The 22,272-nt window shown below is 72.4% G+C and carries 22 protein-coding genes; 17 read left to right on the top strand and 5 right to left on the bottom strand.

Going from position 1 to position 22,272, the window contains the following annotated elements; all coding sequences use genetic code 11:
• The first annotated feature begins 92 nt into the window (after positions 1-92).
• On the top strand, positions 93-1,016 hold the full coding sequence (gene mmuM / locus ACIRD7_RS01820) for a homocysteine S-methyltransferase (protein WP_403448353.1): 924 nt from the start codon (positions 93-95) through the stop codon (positions 1,014-1,016).
• Between the two features lie 37 nt (positions 1,017-1,053).
• Here the strand turns inward: mmuM and ACIRD7_RS01815 are convergent, their stop codons facing one another.
• Positions 1,054-2,628: a carboxylesterase/lipase family protein gene (locus tag ACIRD7_RS01815; protein WP_403448350.1), complete on the bottom strand. Its 1,575-nt coding sequence runs from the start codon at positions 2,626-2,628 to the stop codon at positions 1,054-1,056.
• A 397-nt stretch (positions 2,629-3,025) separates the two neighbouring features.
• Here ACIRD7_RS01815 and ACIRD7_RS01810 point away from each other — a divergent pair, with 397 nt between their 5' ends.
• On the top strand, positions 3,026-4,087 hold the full coding sequence (locus ACIRD7_RS01810) for a LacI family DNA-binding transcriptional regulator (protein ID WP_403448347.1): 1,062 nt from the start codon (positions 3,026-3,028) through the stop codon (positions 4,085-4,087).
• 165 nt (positions 4,088-4,252) lie between these two features.
• Complete coding sequence (locus tag ACIRD7_RS01805; RefSeq protein ID WP_403448344.1) at positions 4,253-5,410, top strand: ferritin-like protein; 1,158 nt, start codon at positions 4,253-4,255, stop codon at positions 5,408-5,410.
• Between the two features lie 11 nt (positions 5,411-5,421).
• On the opposite strand, the gene ACIRD7_RS01800 is transcribed toward ACIRD7_RS01805, so the two are convergent.
• The gene (locus ACIRD7_RS01800; RefSeq protein WP_403448342.1) at positions 5,422-6,075 is read right to left on the bottom strand and encodes a ThuA domain-containing protein; all 654 of its coding nucleotides are present in this window, start codon (positions 6,073-6,075) and stop codon (positions 5,422-5,424) included.
• An 83-nt stretch (positions 6,076-6,158) separates the two neighbouring features.
• Here ACIRD7_RS01800 and ACIRD7_RS01795 point away from each other — a divergent pair, with 83 nt between their 5' ends.
• Both ACIRD7_RS01795 and ACIRD7_RS01790 read left to right on the top strand, forming a co-directional pair.
• Positions 6,159-6,791: a VOC family protein gene (locus ACIRD7_RS01795; protein WP_403448339.1), complete on the top strand. Its 633-nt coding sequence runs from the start codon at positions 6,159-6,161 to the stop codon at positions 6,789-6,791.
• 51 nt (positions 6,792-6,842) lie between these two features.
• Complete coding sequence (locus ACIRD7_RS01790; RefSeq protein ID WP_403448336.1) at positions 6,843-7,250, top strand: VOC family protein; 408 nt, start codon at positions 6,843-6,845, stop codon at positions 7,248-7,250.
• Here the strand turns inward: ACIRD7_RS01790 and ACIRD7_RS01785 are convergent.
• Positions 7,227-7,919 carry a helix-turn-helix domain-containing protein gene (locus ACIRD7_RS01785; protein ID WP_403448333.1) on the bottom strand — a complete coding sequence of 231 codons (693 nt, stop codon included), beginning with the start codon at positions 7,917-7,919 and terminating at the stop codon, positions 7,227-7,229. The two genes, ACIRD7_RS01790 and ACIRD7_RS01785, sit on opposite strands and share 24 nt — an antisense overlap.
• A 72-nt stretch (positions 7,920-7,991) precedes the next feature.
• Positions 7,992-8,930: an AraC family transcriptional regulator gene (locus tag ACIRD7_RS01780; protein WP_403448330.1), complete on the bottom strand. Its 939-nt coding sequence runs from the start codon at positions 8,928-8,930 to the stop codon at positions 7,992-7,994.
• A gap of 80 nt (positions 8,931-9,010) precedes the next feature.
• Here ACIRD7_RS01780 and ACIRD7_RS01775 point away from each other — a divergent pair, with 80 nt between their 5' ends.
• Entirely contained in the window at positions 9,011-9,862 is an 852-nt protein-coding gene (locus ACIRD7_RS01775) for an NAD(P)H-binding protein (protein WP_403448327.1), read from the top strand.
• Between the two features lie 16 nt (positions 9,863-9,878).
• Here ACIRD7_RS01775 and ACIRD7_RS01770 read toward each other — a convergent pair whose 3' ends face one another.
• Positions 9,879-11,027 (bottom strand): YihY/virulence factor BrkB family protein, encoded by a 1,149-nt coding sequence (locus ACIRD7_RS01770; RefSeq protein WP_403448324.1) that lies wholly within the window; start codon positions 11,025-11,027, stop codon positions 9,879-9,881.
• Between the two features lie 137 nt (positions 11,028-11,164).
• Here ACIRD7_RS01770 and ACIRD7_RS01765 point away from each other — a divergent pair, with 137 nt between their 5' ends.
• From ACIRD7_RS01765 to ACIRD7_RS01715, 11 genes are all read left to right on the top strand, one after another.
• Positions 11,165-12,799, top strand: a complete 1,635-nt coding sequence (locus ACIRD7_RS01765; RefSeq protein WP_403448321.1) for an acyl-CoA dehydrogenase family protein — start codon at positions 11,165-11,167, stop codon at positions 12,797-12,799.
• 258 nt (positions 12,800-13,057) lie between these two features.
• Positions 13,058-14,347 (top strand): GAF domain-containing protein, encoded by a 1,290-nt coding sequence (locus ACIRD7_RS01760; RefSeq protein ID WP_403448318.1) that lies wholly within the window; start codon positions 13,058-13,060, stop codon positions 14,345-14,347.
• A gap of 168 nt (positions 14,348-14,515) precedes the next feature.
• A complete protein-coding gene (locus ACIRD7_RS01755) occupies positions 14,516-15,805 on the top strand; it encodes a hypothetical protein (RefSeq protein ID WP_403448316.1) in 1,290 nt (429 codons plus the stop codon).
• A gap of 71 nt (positions 15,806-15,876) precedes the next feature.
• The gene (locus ACIRD7_RS01750) at positions 15,877-16,449 is read left to right on the top strand and encodes a GNAT family N-acetyltransferase (protein ID WP_403451609.1); all 573 of its coding nucleotides are present in this window, start codon (positions 15,877-15,879) and stop codon (positions 16,447-16,449) included.
• A gap of 126 nt (positions 16,450-16,575) precedes the next feature.
• The gene (locus ACIRD7_RS01745; protein ID WP_349817346.1) at positions 16,576-16,659 is read left to right on the top strand and encodes a putative leader peptide; all 84 of its coding nucleotides are present in this window, start codon (positions 16,576-16,578) and stop codon (positions 16,657-16,659) included.
• Between the two features lie 128 nt (positions 16,660-16,787).
• Entirely contained in the window at positions 16,788-18,485 is a 1,698-nt protein-coding gene (locus tag ACIRD7_RS01740) for a nitrite/sulfite reductase (RefSeq protein WP_403448313.1), read from the top strand.
• Positions 18,482-18,661, top strand: a complete 180-nt coding sequence (locus tag ACIRD7_RS01735; protein ID WP_403448310.1) for a hypothetical protein — start codon at positions 18,482-18,484, stop codon at positions 18,659-18,661. The genes ACIRD7_RS01740 and ACIRD7_RS01735 overlap by 4 nt, the downstream gene beginning before the upstream one ends.
• Positions 18,658-19,368: a phosphoadenylyl-sulfate reductase gene (locus tag ACIRD7_RS01730; RefSeq protein WP_403448306.1), complete on the top strand. Its 711-nt coding sequence runs from the start codon at positions 18,658-18,660 to the stop codon at positions 19,366-19,368. The genes ACIRD7_RS01735 and ACIRD7_RS01730 overlap by 4 nt, the downstream gene beginning before the upstream one ends.
• A gap of 36 nt (positions 19,369-19,404) precedes the next feature.
• Positions 19,405-19,941 carry an adenylyl-sulfate kinase gene (gene cysC, locus ACIRD7_RS01725; protein ID WP_403451607.1) on the top strand — a complete coding sequence of 179 codons (537 nt, stop codon included), beginning with the start codon at positions 19,405-19,407 and terminating at the stop codon, positions 19,939-19,941.
• The gene (gene cysD / locus ACIRD7_RS01720; protein WP_403448304.1) at positions 19,938-20,885 is read left to right on the top strand and encodes a sulfate adenylyltransferase subunit CysD; all 948 of its coding nucleotides are present in this window, start codon (positions 19,938-19,940) and stop codon (positions 20,883-20,885) included. Before cysC ends, cysD begins: the two co-directional genes overlap by 4 nt.
• Positions 20,886-20,887: 2 nt before the next feature.
• Positions 20,888-22,222, top strand: coding sequence for a sulfate adenylyltransferase subunit 1 (locus ACIRD7_RS01715; RefSeq protein WP_403448302.1), 1,335 nt, complete (start codon positions 20,888-20,890; stop codon positions 22,220-22,222).
• The last annotated feature ends 50 nt before the right edge of the window (positions 22,223-22,272 follow it).

Genomic DNA, 22,272 nt, shown 5'->3' with positions numbered 1-22,272 from the left:
CCGTCGCGGCCGGACGGGCAGTGCCCCGCCCCGCCCGGGGCGCCGCCGTCCACATGCTGGGCACCCTCCCCCTCTCGACTACCGTCGTCAGCATGACCAGCACCATCACCCTCGCCGAAGCCCTCGCCGCCGGGACCGTCGTGCTCGACGGCGGTATGTCCAACCAGCTCGAATCGGCCGGGCACGACCTCAGTGACGAGCTCTGGTCGGCGCGGCTGCTCGCGGAGCGGCCTGAGGCGATCACCGAGGCGCACCTCGCCTACTTCGAGGCCGGAGCGGACGTGGCGATCACGTCCAGCTACCAGGCCACCTTCGAAGGGTTCGGCAAGCGGGGGATCGGACCGGAGCGGGCGGCCGAACTCCTCGCCCTGAGCGTGGAGTTGGCGCGCGAGGCGGTACGGCGGGCGAACGCCGAGGGGGTCACGCGCCCGCTGTGGGTGGCCGCGTCGGTCGGACCGTACGGCGCGATGCTCGCGGACGGCTCCGAATACCGCGGGCGGTACGGACTGAGCGTCGGCGAACTGGAGCGCTTCCACCGGCCCCGCCTGGAGGTGCTGGCCGGCGCGCGTCCCGACGTGCTGGCGCTGGAGACGGTCCCGGACGCCGACGAGGGCGAGGCGCTGCTGCGGGCGGTGCGCGGCCTCGGGGTGCCGGCCTGGCTGTCGTACTCGGTCGCCGGCGACCGCACCCGCGCCGGGCAGCCGCTGGAGGAGGCGTTCGCCCTGGCCGCCGACGCCGACGAGGTGATCGCGGTCGGCGTGAACTGCTGCGCGCCGCAGGACGTCGAGGGTGCCGTGCGGATCGCGTCGCGCGTCACGGGAAAGCCGGTCGTCGTCTACCCCAACAGCGGGGAGTCCTGGAACGCCGAGGCCCGAGCCTGGGCCGGCGGCTCCACGTTCGCGCCCGAGCAGGTGCGGGGGTGGCAAGCGTCGGGGGCGCGGCTGATCGGGGGGTGCTGCCGGGTGGGTCCGGAGGCGATCGGGTCGATCGCGGGGACGCTGGCGGGGGCGCGATAGCGGCGGGCCGCCGCTGAGGGCACCGCCGAGCAGGCGATCAGTGCCGGCGAACCGCGCCCGGCAGACGCAGGCGTCGTACGACCGAGCGCATCTCCGCACCCCGCGCGGGCGTGCCGTCGGCGAGGGCCGGCGTGGACTGCGGTCCCGGGGCGGCGTTCGCCCACAGGGCGAGCTCGGCGTCGCGCGGGCCGTGGGCGGTGTGGGGGGCGCCGTCGCCGAAGATCCGTACCGGATGCGAGTCGTCCCAGGGCCGCCAACCCGGGTCGCCCTGCTCCGCGAACCGCACCCACGCCCCGTGCATCTCCCGCGCCAGCTCCGGCGGGGCGCCCTCGCCGGCCAGCTTGCGGGACTCGGGGACGTCCCCGGTGTCGAAGACGAAGCCGAGCTCCAGCGCGTGGCAGGCGCCGAGGTCGGGGAGGTTGGAGGGCCAGGCGAACTCGTACACGTACGACGCGCCGGCGTGGGTGTCGGCCAGCCGGTGCAGGGGGATGCGCAGCAGGTGGTCGGTGACCATCTGGCCGACGATCTCGGCGGTGCCGGCCTCCGGGTGCAGGGCCCGGTAGCCGCGGGGCACGTCGGCGCCGACGCGGCAGCGGGCCATGGCACCGGCCAGGGCGACCGCGCCGAGCCGGTCGAGGCGCTCCAGGAGCCCGCCCGGCACCAGCCACAGCCGGTACTCGTCCCGCGTCCAGCCCATCATCAGGTCGACGCCGGCCGCGGCGTCACCCTGTGTGAGCGCCTCCAGGGGATCGCGGGGCACGAGGTCGCCGTCGACGACGATCCCGAAGGCGGGACCGCCCACCACCGGACTGCTGAGCCGGCCCACCTCGGCCTGGGTGCGCAGCAGCAGCTCGCGGTCGACCTCGGCGAAGGCCGCGGCGGTGGCGGGGATCTTCAGCCGGGTCGCCATCCGGCGCACCATCCGCCGTACCTTGTCCCGCTCGGCGGCCTCCGGCGGGCCGCTCTGCAGGATCGCCCGCCGGGCCAGGCCCTGGGCCTGCGGGGCGGCGAGCAGGGCGCCGATGCTGATCGCGCCGGCCGACTGGCCGCACAGGGTGACCCGCTCAGGGTCGCCGCCGAAGGCCGCGATGGAGTCGTGGACCCAGGTCAGGGCGGCGAGCTGGTCGCGCAGACCGGGGTTGGCGGGGGCGTCCGGGAAGTAGCCGTAGCCCTCGACGCCGAGCCGGTAGTTGACCGAGACCAGGACGACGCCGTCCCGGGCGAAGGCCCGCCCGTCGTACACGGGCATGCCCGAGGAACCGCGGGTCAGGGCGCCGCCGTGCAGCCACACCATGACCGGGAGCCGGGCGCCTGGGCCGGGCTCGGGCGTCCAGACGTTGAGGTTGAGGCAGTCCTCGCCGGGCACGACCGGGTCGGACAGGTACTGCGCGAAGGCCTCCGAGTACGGCGGTTTCGGCGGCGTCGGCCCGAAGGCCGCGGCGTCGCGCACACCGTCCCACGGCTCGGGCGGCACGGGCGGCCGGAACCGGAGCGGGCCGAAGGGGGGCGCCGCGTAGGGGATGCCCCGGAACACCGCGACGCCGTTCTCGTACCGGCCCCGTACGGCACCGTAGGGCGTGCTCACCACGGGGTCTGCCTGGACTGCCGTCATCCGTCCACCAGCCTCCTCACCGCGCTCGTGCACCGTGAAGATCAGAGCAACACATTGTGGCCCGATATTCCGGCGCACGAGCGGATGTGAGGGCCGTTCGGATGACGCGGCGGACGACCTGGCGGTGACCGGACGTCGCGAGATGACAGCGGCGCGGACCGTACGTGCGGCGGACAGGACGGCATCTTCTTCGCCTGCGTGGTGGGGTCCTTCCTCATTCCGATCGCGATGCGCCGCTACTGGCGGACCGGCGTGACCCTGGGGGCCTCAAGGCTCCCGCGACGCCGTGCCCCTTCCGGACTCATCGCGGCGTACCTAGGGTAGGAAGCGCTTACTGTTTTCGCCCTGTTCGAAAACTTTTCACGGCCCACGGGCGGGCCGGAGAGGTGGTTTCCCGATGGTCCGTACGGGCAGTGCGAGCGTGGCTGCCGGGCCGACCCTCGCGGTCGTGGCCCGTGAGGCCGGGGTGTCCGTCCCGACCGCCTCCAAGGTGGTCAACGGCCGCGAGGACGTGGCCCCCGAGACCCGGCGCCGGGTCACCGAGGCGCTGGACCGGCTCGGCTATGTGCGCAGACCGCGCTTCGACGCGGCGAAGACACCGGGCCTGGTCGACCTCGTGGTGCACTCGCTGGACACCTCGTGGTCGGGGGCGGTGCTGCACGGGGTGGAGGCGGCGGCCCACGACGCCGGTCTGGAGGTGGTGGTCTCCGCCGGGCTGACCCGCACCCGGGGCAGCCGCCCGGAGCGGGGCTGGCTGGACAAGCTCATCGCGCGGGGCTCCTCCGGCGTGCTGTTCAACCTGGCCGAGCTGACGCCGTCGCAGTACTCCTGGCTGGAGCAGCACCGCATCCCGTTCGTGATGATCGACCCGGTGCTGGACCCGCCGCCCGGCGTGGTGTCGGTGGGCGCGGCGAACTGGCACGGCGGCGTGACGGCGACCGAGCACCTCCTGGCGCTCGGCCACGAACGCGTCGCCGTCATCGCCGGTCACCAGCGCAAGATGTGCAGCACCGCGCGGGTGGCGGGCTACCGCTCGGCGCTGGCCTCGGCCGGGGTGCGGCACCGCCCCGAGTTCATCCGGCACGCCAGCTTCGACGAAGGGTTGGCCCACCGCCGGATGCTGGAGCTGCTCGACCTGCCCGAGCCGCCGACGGCCGTGTTCGTCTGCTCGGACCGGATGGCCCTCGGGGTCTACGAGGCGCTCGCGGAACGGGGCTTGAGCGTGCCGGACGACATGAGCGTCGTGGGCTTCGACGATCTGCCGGAGGCCCGCTGGATCTCGCCGGCCCTCACCACGGTCCGCCAGCCCCTGTCGGAGATGGCCGCCACGGCGCTGCGACTGCTGGTGCGGATGATGGACGGGGAGCGCCCGGAGAGCACCCGGACCGAGCTGTCGACCCGGCTGGTGCGGCGGTCGAGCACGGCCGGGCCGCGCGCCGGCGTCTCCGCGCCCGCCTGACGGGCCCGCGTTGGCCCGACAGGGTGGTCGCTGCGCCGCTCGGCACGTGTGCCCTGGTGGCGGCCTTGATCGCTGCTAGCTTCGCGAGCTGTCGGAGGGGCCCCGGATGCGGTGTGTGGAGCCGCGGCGGGGCCGTCCCTATGAGCTGAGGCGAGGTTGACGGGTATGAGCGAAGAGCCGGACGAATCGGCGGTTGCTCCGTTCAGGCGCAGGAGATTCCTGGCGTCGGCCGCGGTGGCGGCCGGGACGCCGGCCGTGGTCGCCGGTCCCGCGCAGGCGGCCGCGGCACCGGAGGGCGCGCCGCTCGCCGCGGCCGGCCTCGGGTCGGTCGCGCGTCTGATGGCCGTCCCCGCGGACAGCCGCGGGGTCGCCTGGCTGAGGTCGGCGCTCCAGGTCGCCGTAGGGCTCGAACTGGCCACCATCCCGCCGTACTTGTGCGGGTGGTGGTCGGTGAAGGACCACCGCGGCGAGGTCGCGCGGATGCTGCGGCGGATCGTGGGAGACGAGATGTACCACCTGGGCATCGTCTGCAACCTGCTCGTGGCCGTCGGCGGCAGGCCGCAGATCAAGGCCGCCGCGCCCGTCTACCCCGGTCCGCTCCCCGGCGGTGTCCGTGCCGGGGTGACCGTGTACCTGTCGGGACTGACCAGGCCCTTCGTGCGTGACGTGATGATGGCGATCGAGGCCCCCGAGGAGCCGCTCGCCCGCAGCGCCCAGTCCTCCCCCACCGTGGGCGAGTTCTACGACGGCATGCTGCGGGCGTTCCGGACCGTCCGGCCGGATCTCTCGGTGCGCGGCCAGGTGACCCAGCACATCGACACCGACGAACTGCGGCCGGTGCGCGACCTCGACGACGTCGAGCACGCCATCGAGATCATCCGGGAGCAGGGCGAGGGTACGGCCGGCTCCCCGATCGACACCTTCTCCGACGACCGTCCGGCGCACTACTACGCCTTCGGCGAGATCTACCACGGCCGGGAACTGCGCGAGACCGAGGACGGCTGGCGGTACGTCGGACCACCGGTGCCCTTCCCGGACGTGCGGCCCATGGCGCCGGTGCCGGTGGGCGGCTGGCGGAACACGTCGGCCCATGTCGGCGGGCTGCTGTTCCGCTTCGACGCCATGTACAGCACGGTGCTGGACTCCCTGGACGCGGCCTGGGCGGGCGGCGGCTCCCGCTCCCTCGGCTCGGGCATCCGCACCATGCGCGGGCTGGAGCGGCCCGCGGTGGAACTGATGGAGACCCCGATCCCGGGCGGCCGGGGCACCTACGGCCCCCGGTTCCGCGCGCTGCGCAGGCCGGCGGCGGCCGGCGGGAGGTAACAGGCGTACGCCTACAACGCCCCTTGATTTCGCGCCCAGGTGATTCCGCCGAGGAGGTGGGCGCGGAAATCCGGGTCCTCGTACGCCTCGGCGGCGTGCCCGAGTGCCGTGTAGAAGACGCGGCCGGCTCCTTGCGCACGGCACCAGACCAACGGGTGGTCCGCGCCCATGCGGCCCCCCTCGTACGACGACTCGTCGGCCCGCGCCAACACCCGTGCAGCTTTTCGGGGGTTGGCGCGGAAGTCGTACCACTCGTCGACGAAGTCCCATACGGCGGGAAGGTGCCGGGTGGCCGGGTGGTCTCGGTCCTCGACGACCACCTTGCCCGGCTGGTACTCGGGGTGCCGCTCGAACCGGGCGCCCAGCAGGTCGCCGTAGTACGGCCAGTCGTACTCGGTGCAGGCCGCCGCGTGCACCCCGACGAACCCGCCGCCCGACTCGACGTACGCGGCGAGCCGCTCGCGCCCGGCGGGAGTGAGCACCTCGCCGCTGGTGGAGAGGAAGACGACGGCGGAATAGGCGTCGAGGGGCCGCTCGAAGGCCCCTGGATCCTCGGTGTGGTCCACCTCGAAGTCACCGGCCGTGCGCACGGCCTCGACACCGGCCTGGATGGACTCGTGCCGGTAGTCGGTGGTGCGGGTGTACACGAGGAGTCGTGCGGGCATGTGGCCGAGCGTAGGTGACCGTGCCCCCGTCCTGGCGCACAGCTGTTCCATATCGCGGCCCGCCCTGCGTAGCCTCGGCTGCGATGAACGCCATTCCCGCGCTCCTGGACCATCTCGTCCTCGCGACCCCGGACCTGGCCGCCACGGTCGCCGACTTCACCCGGCGCACCGGTGTGACCCCGGCCCCGGGGGGCGTGCACGTCGGGTTCGGCACCCGTAACCACCTGGTGTCCCTGGGCGGTACCCGCTATCTGGAGATCATCGGCCCGGACCCCGAGCAGTGCGCGCCCGGCCGGCCGCGCCCCTTCGAGGTCGACGGCCTCACCGGCCCGCGCACGGTCACCTGGGCGATCAGCCCGCCCGACCTGGACGCGGCCATCGCGGCCGCCCGCGCGCAGGGCTACGACCCGGGCCCGGCGCAGTCGATGAGCCGCCGCAGGCCCGACGGCACGCTGCTCCAGTGGCGCCTCACCGACGGCGACGACGCCCACCCCTCCGGCCTCGTGCCCTTCCTCATCGACTGGGGCACCTCGCTCCACCCCACCGCGTCCGGGCTGCCCACCACACCCCTGCTGTCCCTTTCCGCGAGCGCCCCCGACCCGGACGAGATCCGTTCCCTGCTGGCGGCACTGGACACGGACCTCGACCTCACGACGGGGCCGGTGGGGATCTCGTTCACGGTGGGCACCCCGATGGGGCCGGTGACCTTCGGCTAGGTGTCCGATTCGTTCAAGACCGGCCGACGCCGGGCTGCCTACGGTGGCCGCATGACTCCACGATTCGATGCCATCGGCCTCGTCGTCACCGACATGGCCGCCTCCGTCGCCTTCTACCGGCGGCTCGGCTTCGCCTTCCCCGAAGGCGCCGGGGACGAGCCGCACGCCGAGGCCGAACTGCCCGGCGGACTGCGCCTGTTGCTCGACACCGAGGCGACCGTCCGGTCCTTCCACCCGGGCTGGCAGCCGCCCACCGGCGGCAGCCGGGCCGCCCTGGCACTGCGGTGCGCGGATCCGGCCGAGGTGGACAGGGTGTACGGGGAGCTGCTGGAGGCGGGTCACCACGGCGAACTCAAGCCCTGGGACGCCTTCTGGGGCCAGCGGTACGCCACCGTGCACGACCCCGACGGCAACGGCGTCGACCTGTTCGCGCCGCTACCCGCCGCGCCGGCCGAGTAGCTCGCCGAGCGGCACCCCCGCCAACTCCCTGACGTCCCGGGCGAGATGGGCCTGGTCGGCGAACCCGGCGCGCACGGCCGTGTCCGCGAAGCCCGCACCGCCGCGCGCCAGCGCCAGCGCGCGTTGCAGCCGCAGGATCCGGGCCAGCGTCTTCGGGCCGTAACCGAAGGCGCTCAGACAACGGCGGTGCAACTGGCGGGCGCCGAGCCCGAGTTCGTCGGCGGTGGCGGCGACCGGGCGCCCCGCATCGAGGGCGGCGACGACCCGTCGTAGCGCCGGATCGGGCGGCTCCGCGCCGGCGGCGCACTCCACGGCCACGTCCTCGAGCGCGCCCACGGGGTCGTCGGCGGCCTCGATACGACCGTTCAGCCGCCGTACCTCCGAGACCGGCCACAGCTCGGCGAGGTCGACACGCAGGTCACGCAGCTCGTGCGCGGGGACGCCCAGGAAACCGGGCGCGGTCCCGGGGAAGAACCGGACACCCGCCCAGCTGCCCCGCTCCCCCTCGGTGACGTACGCCCGGGTGTCGGGCCCGGCGACGAGCAGCCGCCCGTCGTGCCAGAGCAGGTCCATGCAGCCGTCGGGCAGGACACGCCCCGTGGCGGTGTCGGACGACGTGTTCGTCCAAACGACGGCGCCAGAGAGCCGGGACGCGCGCTCCTCATACACATACGCCAGCGTAGGCGCCCCGACAGGGGGGCGGGGAACCGCGCGACCAGCCCCCACACACCCGCAGCCGCTCTACGACAGTCCCCGCCCCCGATGCTCCTGCGGACTCACCCCGTAGACCCTCTTGAACGCGCTGGACAGGGCGAACGCGCCCCCATACCCGACGCGCCGGGCAATGGCGTCCAGCGTGTCGTCGGTGTCCCGCAAGGCGTCCGCGGCCAGCGCCATCCGCCACTCCGTGAGGTACGTCATCGGCGGCTCCCCCACCAGCTCCGTGAACCGGCGGGCCAGCGCGGCGCGCGACACCCCCGCCTTGGCGGCCAGCGAGGCCACCGTCCACGGGTGGGCGGGGTCGTCCTGGACGAGCCGCAGCACGCGCCCGACGACGGGGTCGGCGAGCGCCGCGTACCAGGCGGGAGCCTCCGCCTCGGGACGGGAGAACCAGGCCCTCAGCGCGGCGATGACCAGCAGGTCGAGCAGGCGGTCCAGGACCACTTCCTGCCCGGGCTCGTCGCGGACGATCTCCTCCATGAGGTACGGGGTGAGCGGGCAGTCCCACACGTCGGCCGGGAGGCACAGCAGCGGCGGCAACGCCTTCAGCAGGCGCCCGCTGATCTCGCCCTCCCACAGGTACGTGCCGATGAGCATCACCGCGGAGCCGTCGAGCCGGTCGCCCCAGGTGCGCACGCCCAGGTCCATGGAGCCGCTCAGGGAGCGCCCGTCGGGGTAGCGGCACTCGGCGCCCGGCAGGATCAGGGCCTGGGGGGCGGTGACCGGGTCGTCCGCGCAGAGGTAGGGGTCCGGGCCGCGCGCGACGGCGAGGTCACCGGCCCGCAGCCGCACCCGCTCCCCCTTGTCCTGGACGATCCACGCCTCGCCGCGGACCATGACCATGACCGTGAGCGGGGCACGGTCCTCGACTCGTACGCACCACGGCGGCTCGAAGCACGCGCGGATCATGAAGGCGCCACGCGCACGTGGACCCTCCAGCAGTCCGGCAAGGGCGTCCATGTCGTCAGCGTAGACGCCCGCACATGGGAATGAGCCGTTCGGCGATGGGCTGTTGGGGCGCGCGGCCGTTGACTGGAGGCATGACGCAGAACACGGCCGCAACGGCGAGCACGCAAGCGATGACGGTAGTGGTGACCGGTGCCTCGGGTCGTACCGGGAGCCGGGTGGCGGAAGCGGCGCGCGCGGCGGGGCTCACGGTACGGGCCGCCTCACGGGCGCAGGGCTTCGACTGGGAGAACCCGACGACATGGGCCCAGACCCTGCGCGGCGCGGACGCGGCCTATCTGATGTACCCGTCCGACGTCGGCTCCCCGGCGGCGGCCGAGGGCGTCGGCGCGCTCGCCCGGGAGGCGGTCGGGCTCGGGGTGCGGCGGCTGGTGCTGCTGTCGGCGCGCGGCGAGGACCAGGCGCTGCCGACGGAGGAGGCGCTGAAGTCGTCGGGGGCGCACTGGACGGTCGTACGGGCCACGTGGTTCGCGCAGAACTTCAGCGAGGGGCCGCTGGTGGAGGGCATGGTCCACGGGGAGCTGGTCTTCCCGGCGGGCGAAGTGAAGGAGCCGTTCGTCGACGTGCGGGACATCGCGGACGTGGTGACGGCCGTGCTGACGAACGGCGATCGCCATGTCGGGCGGACGCTGGAGCTGACCGGGCCGCGGCTGCTGTCGTGGCGGGAGGCGGTCGCGGAGATCTCCGCGGCGACGGGCAGCGCGATCACGTACACCCCGGTCCCGACCCCTTCGTACGGCGAGGCGCTGGCCGGTTTCGGGGTCCCGCCGGAGGAGGTCGAGCTGCTGGTGGAGGTCTTCGAGACCCTCATGGACGGCCGCAACGCCCATGTCACCGACGGTGTGCGCGAGGTGCTGGGCCGTGAGCCGCGCGACTTCTCCGACTTCGTGCGGGAGGCCGCGGCGGCAGGCGTGTGGAAGGCGTGAGCGCGGACGAGGGACCCTAGGAGTCCGTGTCCTCCGGCTTGTGCGGGTGGTGGTGCGTGCTCTTCACATGGGTGCGCAGTCTCGACGTCACGTCCTCCGGCGGCAGGAAGCGCGACCAGCGCTCGGGGAACTCCGAGGGCATGTCCGGGTCGTCCGGGTCCGGCTCGCGGCCCGCGGCGGCGCGGGCCACGTACTCGGCGACCTGGGCCTCGCGCAGCCGCTCGTTCGCGGCGCGGGCCGCGGCCGTGGCGGCGGCCGGCCAGACCCGGTCGATCGCGGCGTTGACCGCGGCCCCGACGAGCACGGCGAACGCGGACACACCGATCCACAGCAGCACGGCGACCGCGGCGGCGAGGGAGCCGTAGATCGTCGCGCCCTCGATGGTGTTCGTCAGGTAGATGCGGAGCAGGAAACTGCCCAGCACCCACATGCCCAGGGCGACCAGCGCGCCGGGGACGTCCTCGATCCAGGGCGAGCGGACCGGCACGGACACGTGGTACAGCGTGGTCAGGAACGCGATCGACAGGACGATCACGACCGGCCAGTACAGGACCTGCACCAGGGTCTCCGACCACGGCACGATCCGCACCACCGCGTCCGGTCCCGCCACCATCAGCGGCAGCGCCACCGAGCCGATCAGCAGCGCGGCGAGGAACAGCAGGAACGCCACCAGCCGGGTCTTGACGATGCCCCGGACGCCGTCGAGGCCGTACATCACGGTGATGGTGTCGATGAAGACGTTCACCGCGCGGGACCCCGACCACAGGGCGAACAGGAAGCCGACGGAGATGACGTCGGGGCGGCCGCCCTTCATGACGTCGTCCAGGATGGGCTGGGCGATCTGGCGCACCCCCTTGTCGGACAGGACGGTGCGGGAGGCCTCCAGGAGGTTGGTCTCCAGACTGGTGATGGTGTCGGTGCCGGTCCAGTCGTCGACGTAACCGAGGAGGCCGATGAGGCTGAGGAGGAGCGGGGGCACGGACAGCAGCGTGAAGAACGCGGCCTCGGCGGCGAGACCGAGGATGCGGTACTCGATGCACGAGTTGACGGTGTCCTTGAGCAACAGCCAGGCGGTCCTGCGCTTCGAGACGTTCCGGTAGAGGGCACGCGCCCGGTGGAGACGCCCGGAGGGCTCCTGGGGGGACGATTCACTTGCTGACTGCACGACCTAAAGGTATCCGCCGTACGGGGCGGAACTCATCGCGGCGCCGGATGCGCACCGGGCGCGACCTGCCGGGTCCCCCGCTCGGTCTCCGTGTCAGGGTGGAATCCACCGGCCGTCGCAGGGATAGGTTCACAGGCATGGCAGGCAGCACGCACACGGTGACCAATCAGCCCCCGCCCCTGGTCGGCTACGACGTCTACACCGCCGACCGGGCCCTGACCTCGGCCGTCGAGCGTCACCTCGACCCGGATCTGCTGGACGAGGTCCGCGGGGAGCTGGCCGCGTTGGGACGGACCTGTGGGTCGGCGCAGGTGCAGGAGTGGGGGAGGCTGGCGAACGAGAACCCGCCGCGGCTGCGCACGCACGACCGCTACGGCCATCGCGTCGACGAGGTCGAGTTCCATCCGTCCTGGCACCGGCTGCTCGGCAAGGGCGTCTCGGCGGGACTGACCGCGGCCTGGGTGCGGCCGGGCGGGCATGTGCGGCGGGCGGCGGCCTTCCTGCTGTGGACGCAGGTCGAGGCGGGCAACGGCTGCCCGCTGTCCATGACGCACGCGGCGGTCCCCGCGCTGCGCACCGACCCGGACCTGTCCGCCGTCTGGGAGCCGCGGCTGACGTCCATGATCTACGACCAGCAGCTGCGGCCGGCCGGGCAGAAGCCCGGGGCGCTGTTCGGTATGGGCATGACGGAGAAGCAGGGCGGCAGCGACGTGCGCGCGGGCACAACGGCCGCGCACCCTCTTCCCGACGGCGAGTCCTACGAGCTGACCGGGCACAAGTGGTTCTGCTCGGCGCCGATGTCGGACGGGTTCCTGGTGCTGGGCCGGGCGCCGGGCGGCCTCACCTGCTTCCTCGTGCCCCGGGTGCTGGAGGACGGCACCCGCAACGTGTTCCTGATCCAGCGGCTAAAGGACAAGCTGGGCAACCGGTCGAACGCCTCGGCCGAGGTCGAGTTCGACCGGACGTGGGCCCACCGGGTCGGTGAGGAGGGGCGCGGGGTGCGCACCATCATCGACATGGTGGCGGCGACCCGGCTCGACTGCGTGCTCGGGTCGGCGGGTCTGATGCGGCAGGCGGTCGCGCAGGCGGTCCACCACTGCACCCACCGTGAGGCGTTCGGCGGCAAGCTCGTCGACAAGCCGCTCATGCGCAACGTCCTGGCCGACCTGGCGATCGAGTCGGAGGCGGCGACCACGCTCGCGCTGCGGCTCGCGGCGGCCTGTGACGACGGCGGCGAGCAGGAGCGGGCGCTGCTGCGGATCGCGGTGCCGGCCGCCAAGTACTGGGTGACCAAGCGGTGTACGCCGGTGACGGTCGAGGCGTCCGAGTGCCTGGGCGGCAACGGGTACGTCGAGGAGTCCGGGATGCCCCGGCTGGTGCGCGAGTCACCACTGAACTCGATCTGGGAGGGCGCGGGCAACGTCCAGGCGCTGGATGTGCTGCGGGCGTTGCAGCGGGAGCCCGCGGCGCTCGACGCGTATCTGCGGGAGGTCGGCCTGGCACGCGGTGCCGATCACCGGCTGGACGCGGCGATCAAGGGCCTGTTGACCGAACTGGCCGATCTGGAGGGCATCGAGGCGCGCGCCCGGCGCCTGACCGAGCGGCTCGCGCTGGTGCTCCAGGGCTCGCTGCTGGTGCGTTTCGCGCCACCGGAGGTGGCCGACGCGTTCTGCGCGTCCCGGCTGGGCGGCGACGCGGGTGCGGCGTTCGGAACCCTGCCGCACACCCTGAACCTGGCGGCGGTGGTGGATCGGTCCAGGCCGGAGGCCTGAGACGCCGGGAGACGGGGGTGGTGCTGCGCCGACACGGCACCACCCCCGCGCTTGGCCCGTTCGAGGCCACGAACGCCGCTCGGGACGGCGTCCATCAAGTCTCAATCAGGCCAGACCGGACCACCAGGGTTGCAAGGGGTTGCAACTTGTTGGCGTCTGTGTGCGGACTGTGTCCCTCCACGACTGACGGGGCGGCACTATGAGACACGCACAATGAGACGCACAGTCAGGATGAGACCTCTTCTGCCGGGAGGACCCTTGGCGCTCTCGCCGACGGATGTGACGCAACTGGCCACCGTGGACTCGGCGCGGGCGGCGCGCGTGCTGAGCGAGGTCCGCGCCGCCACGCTGTCCGGACAGCGCGCGCCCGTGGCGCCGCGCCCGGTGATCGAGCGGTCCTGGGAGCGGATGCTGCGCAGCGGTGTCGACCCGGACCACGACTTCCGCTCGGGGCTGCTGTCCCGCGAGGAGGTGCAGCGGCGCCGGGAGGGCACCGCGCTCCGGCATGTGCTGCCTGTGCTGCGCGAGGGCCTTCTGTCGGTCGCCGACGTCGCGCACCACATCATGGTGGTCGCCGACGGCGAGGGCCGGGTGCTGTGGCGGGAGGGCAGCCCCTCCGTGCTGCGCAAGGCCGACAGCCTGGGGTTCGAACTGGGCGCCGACTGGCGGGAGGACGTCGTCGGCACGAACGGCATCGGCACCCCGGTCGTGGTGCGCAGACCCGTACAGGTCTTCGCCTCCGAGCACTTCCAGCGTTCGCAGACCTCCTGGACCTGCACGGGCGCCCCGATCACGGATCCGCGGGACGGCCGGCTGCTCGGCGTGGTCGATGTCAGCGGGCCGCTGGAGACGATGCACCCGGCCACGCTGGCCTGGGTCGACTCGGTGGCCAAGCTCGCCGAGGCCCGCCTGCGGGAGCTGCATCTGACGTCGTTGGAGCGGCTGCGCGCGGTGGCGGCGCCGGTGCTGGCGCGGCTGACCGGCCGGGCGCTGGTGGTGGACCGGGACGGCTGGACGGCCGCGGTGACCGGGATGCCGTACACGAACCGGACCGCGCTGCCCAAGGCACTGTCTCCGGGGCGTCGCTGGCTGCCGCCGCTGGGGTCGTGCTGGGTGGAGCCGCTGGCGGGCGGGTGGCTGCTGCGGCCGGCGGACGAGCCGGTGCCGCCCGGGGCGACGCGGATCGCGCTGGATCTGGCGCAGCCGCGCCGCTGGTCGGTGACGGTGTCCGGCGGGGCGGGGTCGTGGAGTCATGAACTGAGCCCCCGGCACGCCGAGTTGCTCTATCTGCTGGCCCTGCACCGGGCGGGCCGCAGCGCGGCGGGGCTGGCCGAGGACATGTTCGGCGACCCGGGCCGTACGGTGACGGTACGCGCCGAGATGTCGCGGGTGCGGCGCTACCTGGGCGCGTTCCTGGAGCACCGGCCGTACCGCTTCCGCGAGGACGCGGAGGTGGAGGTGCTGCTGCCGCAGGACCCGCGCGATCTGCTGCCGTACTCGACGGCGCCCGCGGTGGTGCGGGGCAGGATCTCGGCCGAGATGTCCTGACTTCTAACCTTTCTTCCCTATATCCACGAGGTTTTGACCCGCATATTTGCGGGGTCTTAGTCCGCAGCCGGGCTCGACTGCCGTAGCATCCCTCTACGGGCCACCCCACCTGCTCCTTTGGTCAACGCACAAACCAATGGCCGCAGTTGGCTCGCCTCGGGAGGTTTGATGAAGCACCGCGGCAGACACCGTCGACGCAAGCAGGGCCGGGCCGTTCGCGCGTTCCTGGCCGGAACCGCCCTCGCCCTCACCGCCGCCGCCACGATGATCAGCGCCTCACAGGCCACGGTCGGCGACAACCCCGGGGCGCTCACGCCTCTCACCAGGGCCGCCGACACCGGCGCGCTCCGCCTCCAGGAGCAGCTGGTCCCGCAGGCCACCCTCGACGAACTCTCCGCCGGGATGGGCCGGCCGGTCGGCGTCGGAGCCGTTCTGGAAACCGCCGACCGTAGCCTGCGCCCGGCGAGTGGCTGTACGGCAGGCGAGCGCACCGCGCTGCCGGTGGCGCCGGCGGCCACGCGCGCGTACTGCTGGGACACCGCCGACACCCGGGCCTGGCAGCCGGGAGCCGTCACCACCTCGGGGGACGCCGACGACGACGGCTGGTGGAACGACCATCGGGTGATCCTCTCCGGCTGGAGCCGGCAGGGCGCCGACCGGGACCTCGCCCGGGTCGCCTTCGTCGACGCGAACGACCTGGCCCACCTCAGATACGCATCGGCCCTCCTCGTCGTCCCGGTGGACGGCGGCCGTGACTACCGCGCCCTGACCTCCCGGCTGACGGGCATGGTCTGGTACCAGGACAAGCTGCTGGTCACCGCCGGCGACGGCCTGTACGTGTACGACATGAACCGCGTCCAGCGCACCACGGTCCTGCGCACGGACGTGGGCCGCGTGGCCGGGGGCTGGTCGGCGCACGGCTACCGCTTCGTCCTGCCGGCCGTCGGCTCGTACCGCATGACCGGCGGCAGCGAGGCTCCCCGCCTCGGCGGGATCTCCCTCGACCGCAGCACGGCGCCCGACAGTCTGGTCGCGAGCGAGTCGACGCCGTCCGACAGCGACCGGCCGGCCCGCCTGTGGCGCTACGACTTCAGCAAGGACCCGGCGCGCCCCGGCCTGCTGGCCACCGACGCCACCGGATCCGCGTCCGCGGTCGAGGCGTACGAGACGGAGGCGTCCGGCATCGCGGGCGTCCTGTCCCACCGGGCGGATGGTTCCGACCGCGCCGACTGGTACGTGGGCCGCTCCCCCGGCAGCACGGACCGGCACGGCAGCCTGTGGCGCCAGGACGGCGACGGCGCCGAGGCGACCCGCTGCGGCGACGAGAACGCCCCGCGCTGCTGGGGCACACGGGTCGGCCCCCTGTCGTACTGGGAGGCGACCGGCGAGGTCTGGTCCCAGTCGGGCCGGATGCTGTTCGCGCTGCCGCTGGAGTCGATCGACCGGGCGCTGGGCTAGGCACCGGCGGAGATACCGCCCGCGTGGACGCCGATCGACAGATCGGCCACCCGGATGATTCCCTGACGGACATGCCCAACATCGCCGTGACCACCTGGTCCCTGGAACAGACCGCGCCCACCGACCTGCTCCCGGCGCAGGCACCGCGGGGCGACGTGCGCGTCGTCCGTGCCGAGGTGGCCTCCCCCGAGTTCAGCCGGTTCCTGTACGCGTCGGTCGGCGGCGACATCCGGTGGATCGACCGGCTCGGCTGGTCGTACGACCGGTGGCAGGAGCACCTGGCGCGTCCGGGGGTCGAGACGTGGGTGGCCTACGACCGGGGGACGCCGGCGGGGTACGTGGAGCTGGAGCCGCAGGACGACGGGGTCGTGGAGATCGTCTACTTCGGCTTGATCCCGGCCTTCCGCGGCCGCCGCATCGGTGGCCACCTGCTGGCGTACGGCGCCGCGCGCGCCTGGGACCTGGCGGACCGCTGGCCGGGACTGGCGACGACGAAGCGGGTATGGCTGCACACCTGCAGCAAGGACGGGGAGCACGCCATGGACAACTACCAGCGCCGTGGCTTCAAGCTCTTCGACACCAAGGTCGAGGAGGAGGCCGAGGTGGCGACTCCCGGACCGTGGCCCGGGGCATACCCAGCCTGACCTGGGCAGAAACGGCCCAATACGGCCATGTGACCGACGACACCCCTGTCTCGACCCTCGGGACACGGGTGTCCGCATGGCGGACAATGCTGGACTCTGTCCAGATCGCCATGCCACGCTTCCGTCATGTCTGGAACTGGAATTGCCTTGGTGAGTCGGCGGCACGTCGACCTCGGCCGCATGTCCAGCGCCATCTGTCCGGTGCGCTGACCGTCTCGCAGCGCCCGACATCTCTCACTTTTCGCTTCATTCCCGCGCAATGCCGCGCAGGTCTCCCCATGCGCACGTATGCGCAGGTCAGAGCCGCTTTCCCGCCTGTCCCGAAGGACGTAACAACCATGGCCGCCACCCCGCAGAAGCCTGCCGCCGCGACTCCCCGCCGCAAGGTGAGCCGTCACCGCGGTGAGGGTCAGTGGGCAGCGGGGCACTTCACCCCGCTCAACGGCAACGAGCAGTTCAAGAAGGACGACGACGGTCTCAATGTGCGGACACGCATTGAGACGATCTACTCCAAGCGTGGCTTCGACTCCATCGACCCCAACGATCTTCGTGGGCGGATGCGCTGGTGGGGGCTCTACACCCAGCGCCGCCAGGGGATCGACGGCGGCAAGACCGCCGTTCTGGAGCCGGAGGAGCTGGACGACGAGTACTTCATGCTGCGGGTGCGCATCGACGGCGGGCGGCTCACCACCGAGCAGCTGCGCGTGATCGGCGAGATCTCGCAGGAGTTCGCGCGCGGCACCGCGGACATCACCGACCGGCAGAACGTCCAGTACCACTGGATCCGGATCGAGGACGTGCCCGAGATCTGGAACCGCCTGGAGGCGGTCGGCCTGTCCACCACCGAGGCCTGCGGCGACACGCCCCGCGTGATCATCGGCTCGCCCGTCGCCGGCATCGCCGCGGACGAGATCATCGACGGCACCCCGGCCATCGACGCGATCCACAGCCGCTACATCGGCAGCAAGGAGTTCTCCAACCTGCCGCGCAAGTTCAAGACGGCGATCTCCGGCTCCCCCCTGCTCGACGTGGCCCACGAGATCAACGACATCGCGTTCGTCGGTGTGAACCACCCCGAGCACGGCCCCGGCTTCGACCTGTGGGTCGGCGGCGGCCTGTCCACCAACCCGAAGATCGGCGTCCGGCTGGGCGCCTGGGTCCCGCTGGACGAGGTCCCGGACGTCTGGGCCGGCGTGATCGGCATCTTCCGTGACTACGGCTACCGGCGCCTGCGCACGCGCGCCCGGCTGAAGTTCCTGGTCGCCGACTGGGGCGCGGAGAAGTTCCGCCAGGTGCTGGAGGACGAGTACCTCAAGCGAGCGCTCGTCGACGGCCCGCCGCCCGCGGACCCCGTCGAGCGCTGGCGCGACCACGTCGGTGTGCACCAGCAGCAGGACGGCCGTTACTACGTCGGCTTCGCCCCGCGCGTCGGCCGTGTCGACGGCGCGACGCTGACGAAGATCGCCGAGCTGGCCGAGGCCCACGGCTCGGGCCGGGTCCGGACCACCGTCGAGCAGAAGATGATCGTGCTCGACGTCGAGGAGGCGCAGGTCGAGTCGCTGGTCGAGGCCCTGGAGGCACTGGACCTGACCGCCAAGCCCTCCCCGTTCCGCCGCGGCACCATGGCCTGCACCGGCATCGAGTACTGCAAGCTCGCCATCGTCGAGACCAAGGCGCGCGGCTCCGCGCTGATCGACGAGCTGGAGCGCCGGATCCCGGACTTCGACGAGCCGATCACCATCAATATCAACGGCTGCCCGAACGCCTGCGCCCGTATCCAGGTCGCGGACATCGGTCTCAAGGGCCAGCTGGTCGTGAACGACCGGGGCGAGCAGGTCGAGGGCTTCCAGGTGCACCTGGGCGGCGCGCTCGGCCTGGAGGCCGGGTTCGGGCGCAAGGTGCGTGGCCTGAAGGTCACCTCCGAGGAGCTGCCCGACTACGTCGAGCGGGTGCTGAGGCGCTTCCAGGACGAGCGCGAGGACGGCGAGCGGTTCGCCACCTGGGCCGCGCGCGCCTCCGAGGAGGCCCTGTCGTGAGTGAGCGGGCCGCCCCCTTCTACTGCCCCTACTGCGGCGACGAGGACCTCCGTCCGGGTGAACAGGGCCATGGCGCATGGGAATGCGCGGCGTGCAACCGCGCATTCCAGTTGAAGTTCCTCGGGCTGCTGGCCCGGGGGCTTCAGCCCAAAGACGCAGGGGGAAACGAGATATGACCGCGATTCAGGAAGAGCGCACGACCGACGACCTCAAGGCGCTCGCCGAGCAGGCGGGCCGCGATCTGGAGGACGCCTCCGCGCTGGAGATCCTCCAGTGGGCGGTGGACACCTTCGGCAAGCGCTTCTGCGTGACCTCGTCGATGGAGGACGCGGTGGTCGCCCACCTCGCGTCCCGCGCCATGCCCGGCGTTGACGTCGTGTTCCTCGACACCGGCTACCACTTCGAGGAGACCATCGGCACCCGCGACGCGGTGGAGGCCGTGATGGACGTCAACGTCATCACGCTGACCCCGCGCCAGACGGTCGCCGAGCAGGACGCCGAGTACGGGCCCAAGCTGCACGACCGCGACCCCGACCTGTGCTGCAGGCTGCGCAAGGTCGAGCCGCTGGAGCGGGGCCTCAAGGGATATGTGGCCTGGGCGACCGGACTGCGCCGCGACGAGTCCCCGACCCGGGCGAACACCCCGGTGGTCGGCTGGGACGAGAAGCGGCAGAAGGTGAAGGTCTCCCCGATCGCCCGCTGGACCCAGGACGACGTGGACGCCTACGTCGCCGAACACGGCGTCCTGACCAACCCGTTGCTGATGGACGGCTACGCCTCCGTCGGCTGTGCCCCCTGCACCCGCCGGGTGCTGGAGGGCGAGGACGCGCGCGCCGGCCGCTGGGCGGGCCGCGCCAAGACCGAGTGCGGGCTGCACGGCTGACCCATGACCGACTCCCTTGCGAATTTGGAGAACCACGTGACGAGCGGAGCCACCGTCTGGCTCACGGGTCTGCCGAGCGCCGGCAAGACCACCATCGCGTACGAACTGGCCGGCCGGCTGCGCGAGGAGGGCCACCGCGTCGAGGTGCTCGACGGCGACGAGATCCGCGAGTTCATCTCGGCGGGCCTCGGCTTCAGCCGCGAGGACCGCCACATCAACGTGCAGCGCATCGGCTTCGTGTCCGAACTGCTCGCCCGTAACGGCGTCAAGGCGCTCGTCCCGGTGATCGCGCCCTACGCCGACAGCCGTGAGGCGGTGCGCAAGCGCCACCAGGAGGGCGGGACGGCGTACCTGGAGGTGCACGTGGCCACGCCGGTCGACGTGTGCTCCGTACGCGATGTGAAGGGTCTGTACGCCAAGCAGGCGGCGGGCGAGCTCACGGGTCTCACGGGCGTCGACGACCCGTACGAGGAGCCGGAGACGCCGGACCTGCGCATCGAGTCCCAGAACCAGACCGTGCAGGAGTCCGCGGCGTCGGTGTACGCCCTGCTCAGCGAAAGGGGTTTGGCATGACGACGACCGTCGCCACGGTGAAGGGGGGCGAGGATGGCACGGACTCGCCGTACGCCCTCTCGCACCTGGACGCGCTGGAGTCCGAGGCCGTCCACATCTTCCGCGAGGTCGCGGGCGAGTTCGAGCGGCCGGTGATCCTGTTCTCCGGTGGCAAGGACTCCATCGTCATGCTGCACCTGGCGCTGAAGGCGTTCGCCCCCGCGGCGATCCCCTTCTCGCTGCTGCACGTCGACACCGGGCACAACTTCCCCGAGGTCCTCGACTACCGCGACCGCACGGTCGCCAAGCACGGCCTGCGGCTGCATGTCGCGTCCGTGCAGGACTACATCGACCGGGGTGTGCTCAAGGAGCGCCCGGACGGCACCCGCAACCCGCTGCAGACGGTGCCGCTGACGGAGAAGATCCAGAGCGAGAAGTTCGACGCGGTCTTCGGCGGCGGGCGCCGGGACGAGGAGAAGGCGCGGGCCAAGGAGCGGGTGTTCAGCCTGCGCGACGAGTTCTCCCAGTGGGACCCGCGCCGGCAGCGGCCCGAGCTGTGGAACCTGTACAACGGCCGGCACGCCCCCGGCGAGCACGTGCGCGTGTTCCCGCTGTCCAACTGGACCGAGCTGGACGTGTGGCAGTACATCGCCCGCGAGGGCATCGAGCTGCCGGAGATCTACTTCGCGCACGAGCGTGAGGTCTTCAAGCGGGCCGGCATGTGGCTCACCGCGGGTGAGTGGGGCGGGCCGAAGGACAGCGAGACGGTCGAGAAGCGGCTCGTCCGCTACCGGACCGTGGGCGACATGTCCTGCACCGGTGCCGTCGACTCGGACGCCGTGACGCTGGAGCAGGTCATCACCGAGATCGCCGCGTCCCGGCTCACCGAGCGCGGCGCCACCCGCGCCGACGACAAGCTCTCCGAGGCCGCGATGGAAGACCGCAAGCGCGAGGGGTACTTCTAAGCATGAGCACGACCACGACCGAGGAGCTCTCGGCCACCACGCTGCTGCGGTTCGCCACCGCGGGCTCCGTCGACGACGGCAAGTCCACCCTGGTGGGCCGGCTGCTGCACGACTCCAAGTCGATCCTCACCGACCAGCTGGAGGCCGTCGAGCGCGCCTCCGCGAGCCGCGGTCAGGACGCGCCGGATCTCGCGCTGCTCACGGACGGTCTGCGGGCCGAGCGCGAGCAGGGCATCACGATCGACGTGGCGTACCGTTACTTCGCCACGCCCCGGCGCCGCTTCATCCTCGCCGACACCCCGGGCCATGTGCAGTACACCCGCAACATGGTCACCGGCGCGTCTACGGCCGAGCTGACGGTGATCCTGGTCGACGCGCGCAACGGCGTCGTCGAGCAGACCCGCCGGCACGCGGCCATCGCGGCCCTGCTGCGCGTCCCGCACGTGGTGCTGGCCGTGAACAAGATGGACCTGGTCGACTACCAGGAGTCCGTGTTCGCCGCGATCGCCGAGGAGTTCACGGCGTACGCGCTCGAACTGGGCGTCCCGGAGATCACCGCGATCCCGATCTCGGCGCTGGCCGGCGACAACGTGGTGGACCCGTCCGCGAACATGGACTGGTACGGCGGACCGACCTTCCTGGAGCACCTGGAGACGGTCCCGGTCAGCCACGACCTGAGCCACTGCCACGCCCGGCTGCCCGTGCAGTACGTCATCCGGCCGCAGACCGCCGAGCACCCGGACTACCGGGGCTACGCCGGCCAGATCGCCGCTGGTTCGTTCCGCGTCGGCGAGTCGGTGACCGTGCTGCCGTCGGGCCGTACGTCGAGGATCTCCGGCATCGACCTGCTCGGCGAGCCGGTCGACATCGCGTGGACCACCCAGTCGGTGACCGTCCTGCTGGAGGACGACATCGACATCTCGCGCGGCGATCTGATCGTGCCGACCAAGGACGCGCCCGCGACCACGCAGGACATCGAGGCCACCGTCTGCCATGTCGCCGACGCGCCGCTGACCGTGGGCCACCGCGTGCTGCTCAAGCACGGCACGCGCACGGTCAAGGCGATCGTCAAGGACATCCCGTCCCGGCTCACGCTCGACGACCTGTCCCTGCACCCGCACCCGGGGCAGCTCGTCGCCAACGACATCGGCCGGGTGAAGATCCGCACCGCCGAGCCGCTGCCGGTCGACTCCTACGCCGACTCGCGCCGCACCGGCTCGTTCATCCTGATCGACCCCAGCGACGGCACCACGCTCACCGCGGGCATGGTCGGCGAGTCCTTCGCCTCGCCGGAGCCGGTCAAGGACGAGGCCGAGGACGACGGGTGGGACTTCTGACATGACCGCCGGTTGCCGGTGCGCGGACCCGCGCGCGCCGTACGCACGCC

It is taken from the genome of Streptomyces sp. NPDC093568 (genome assembly GCF_044764945.1).
GTDB lineage: Bacteria > Actinomycetota > Actinomycetes > Streptomycetales > Streptomycetaceae > Streptomyces.
The sequence above is the reverse complement of the archived record's forward strand: the minus strand, read 5'-3'. Positions and strand labels throughout refer to the sequence as shown.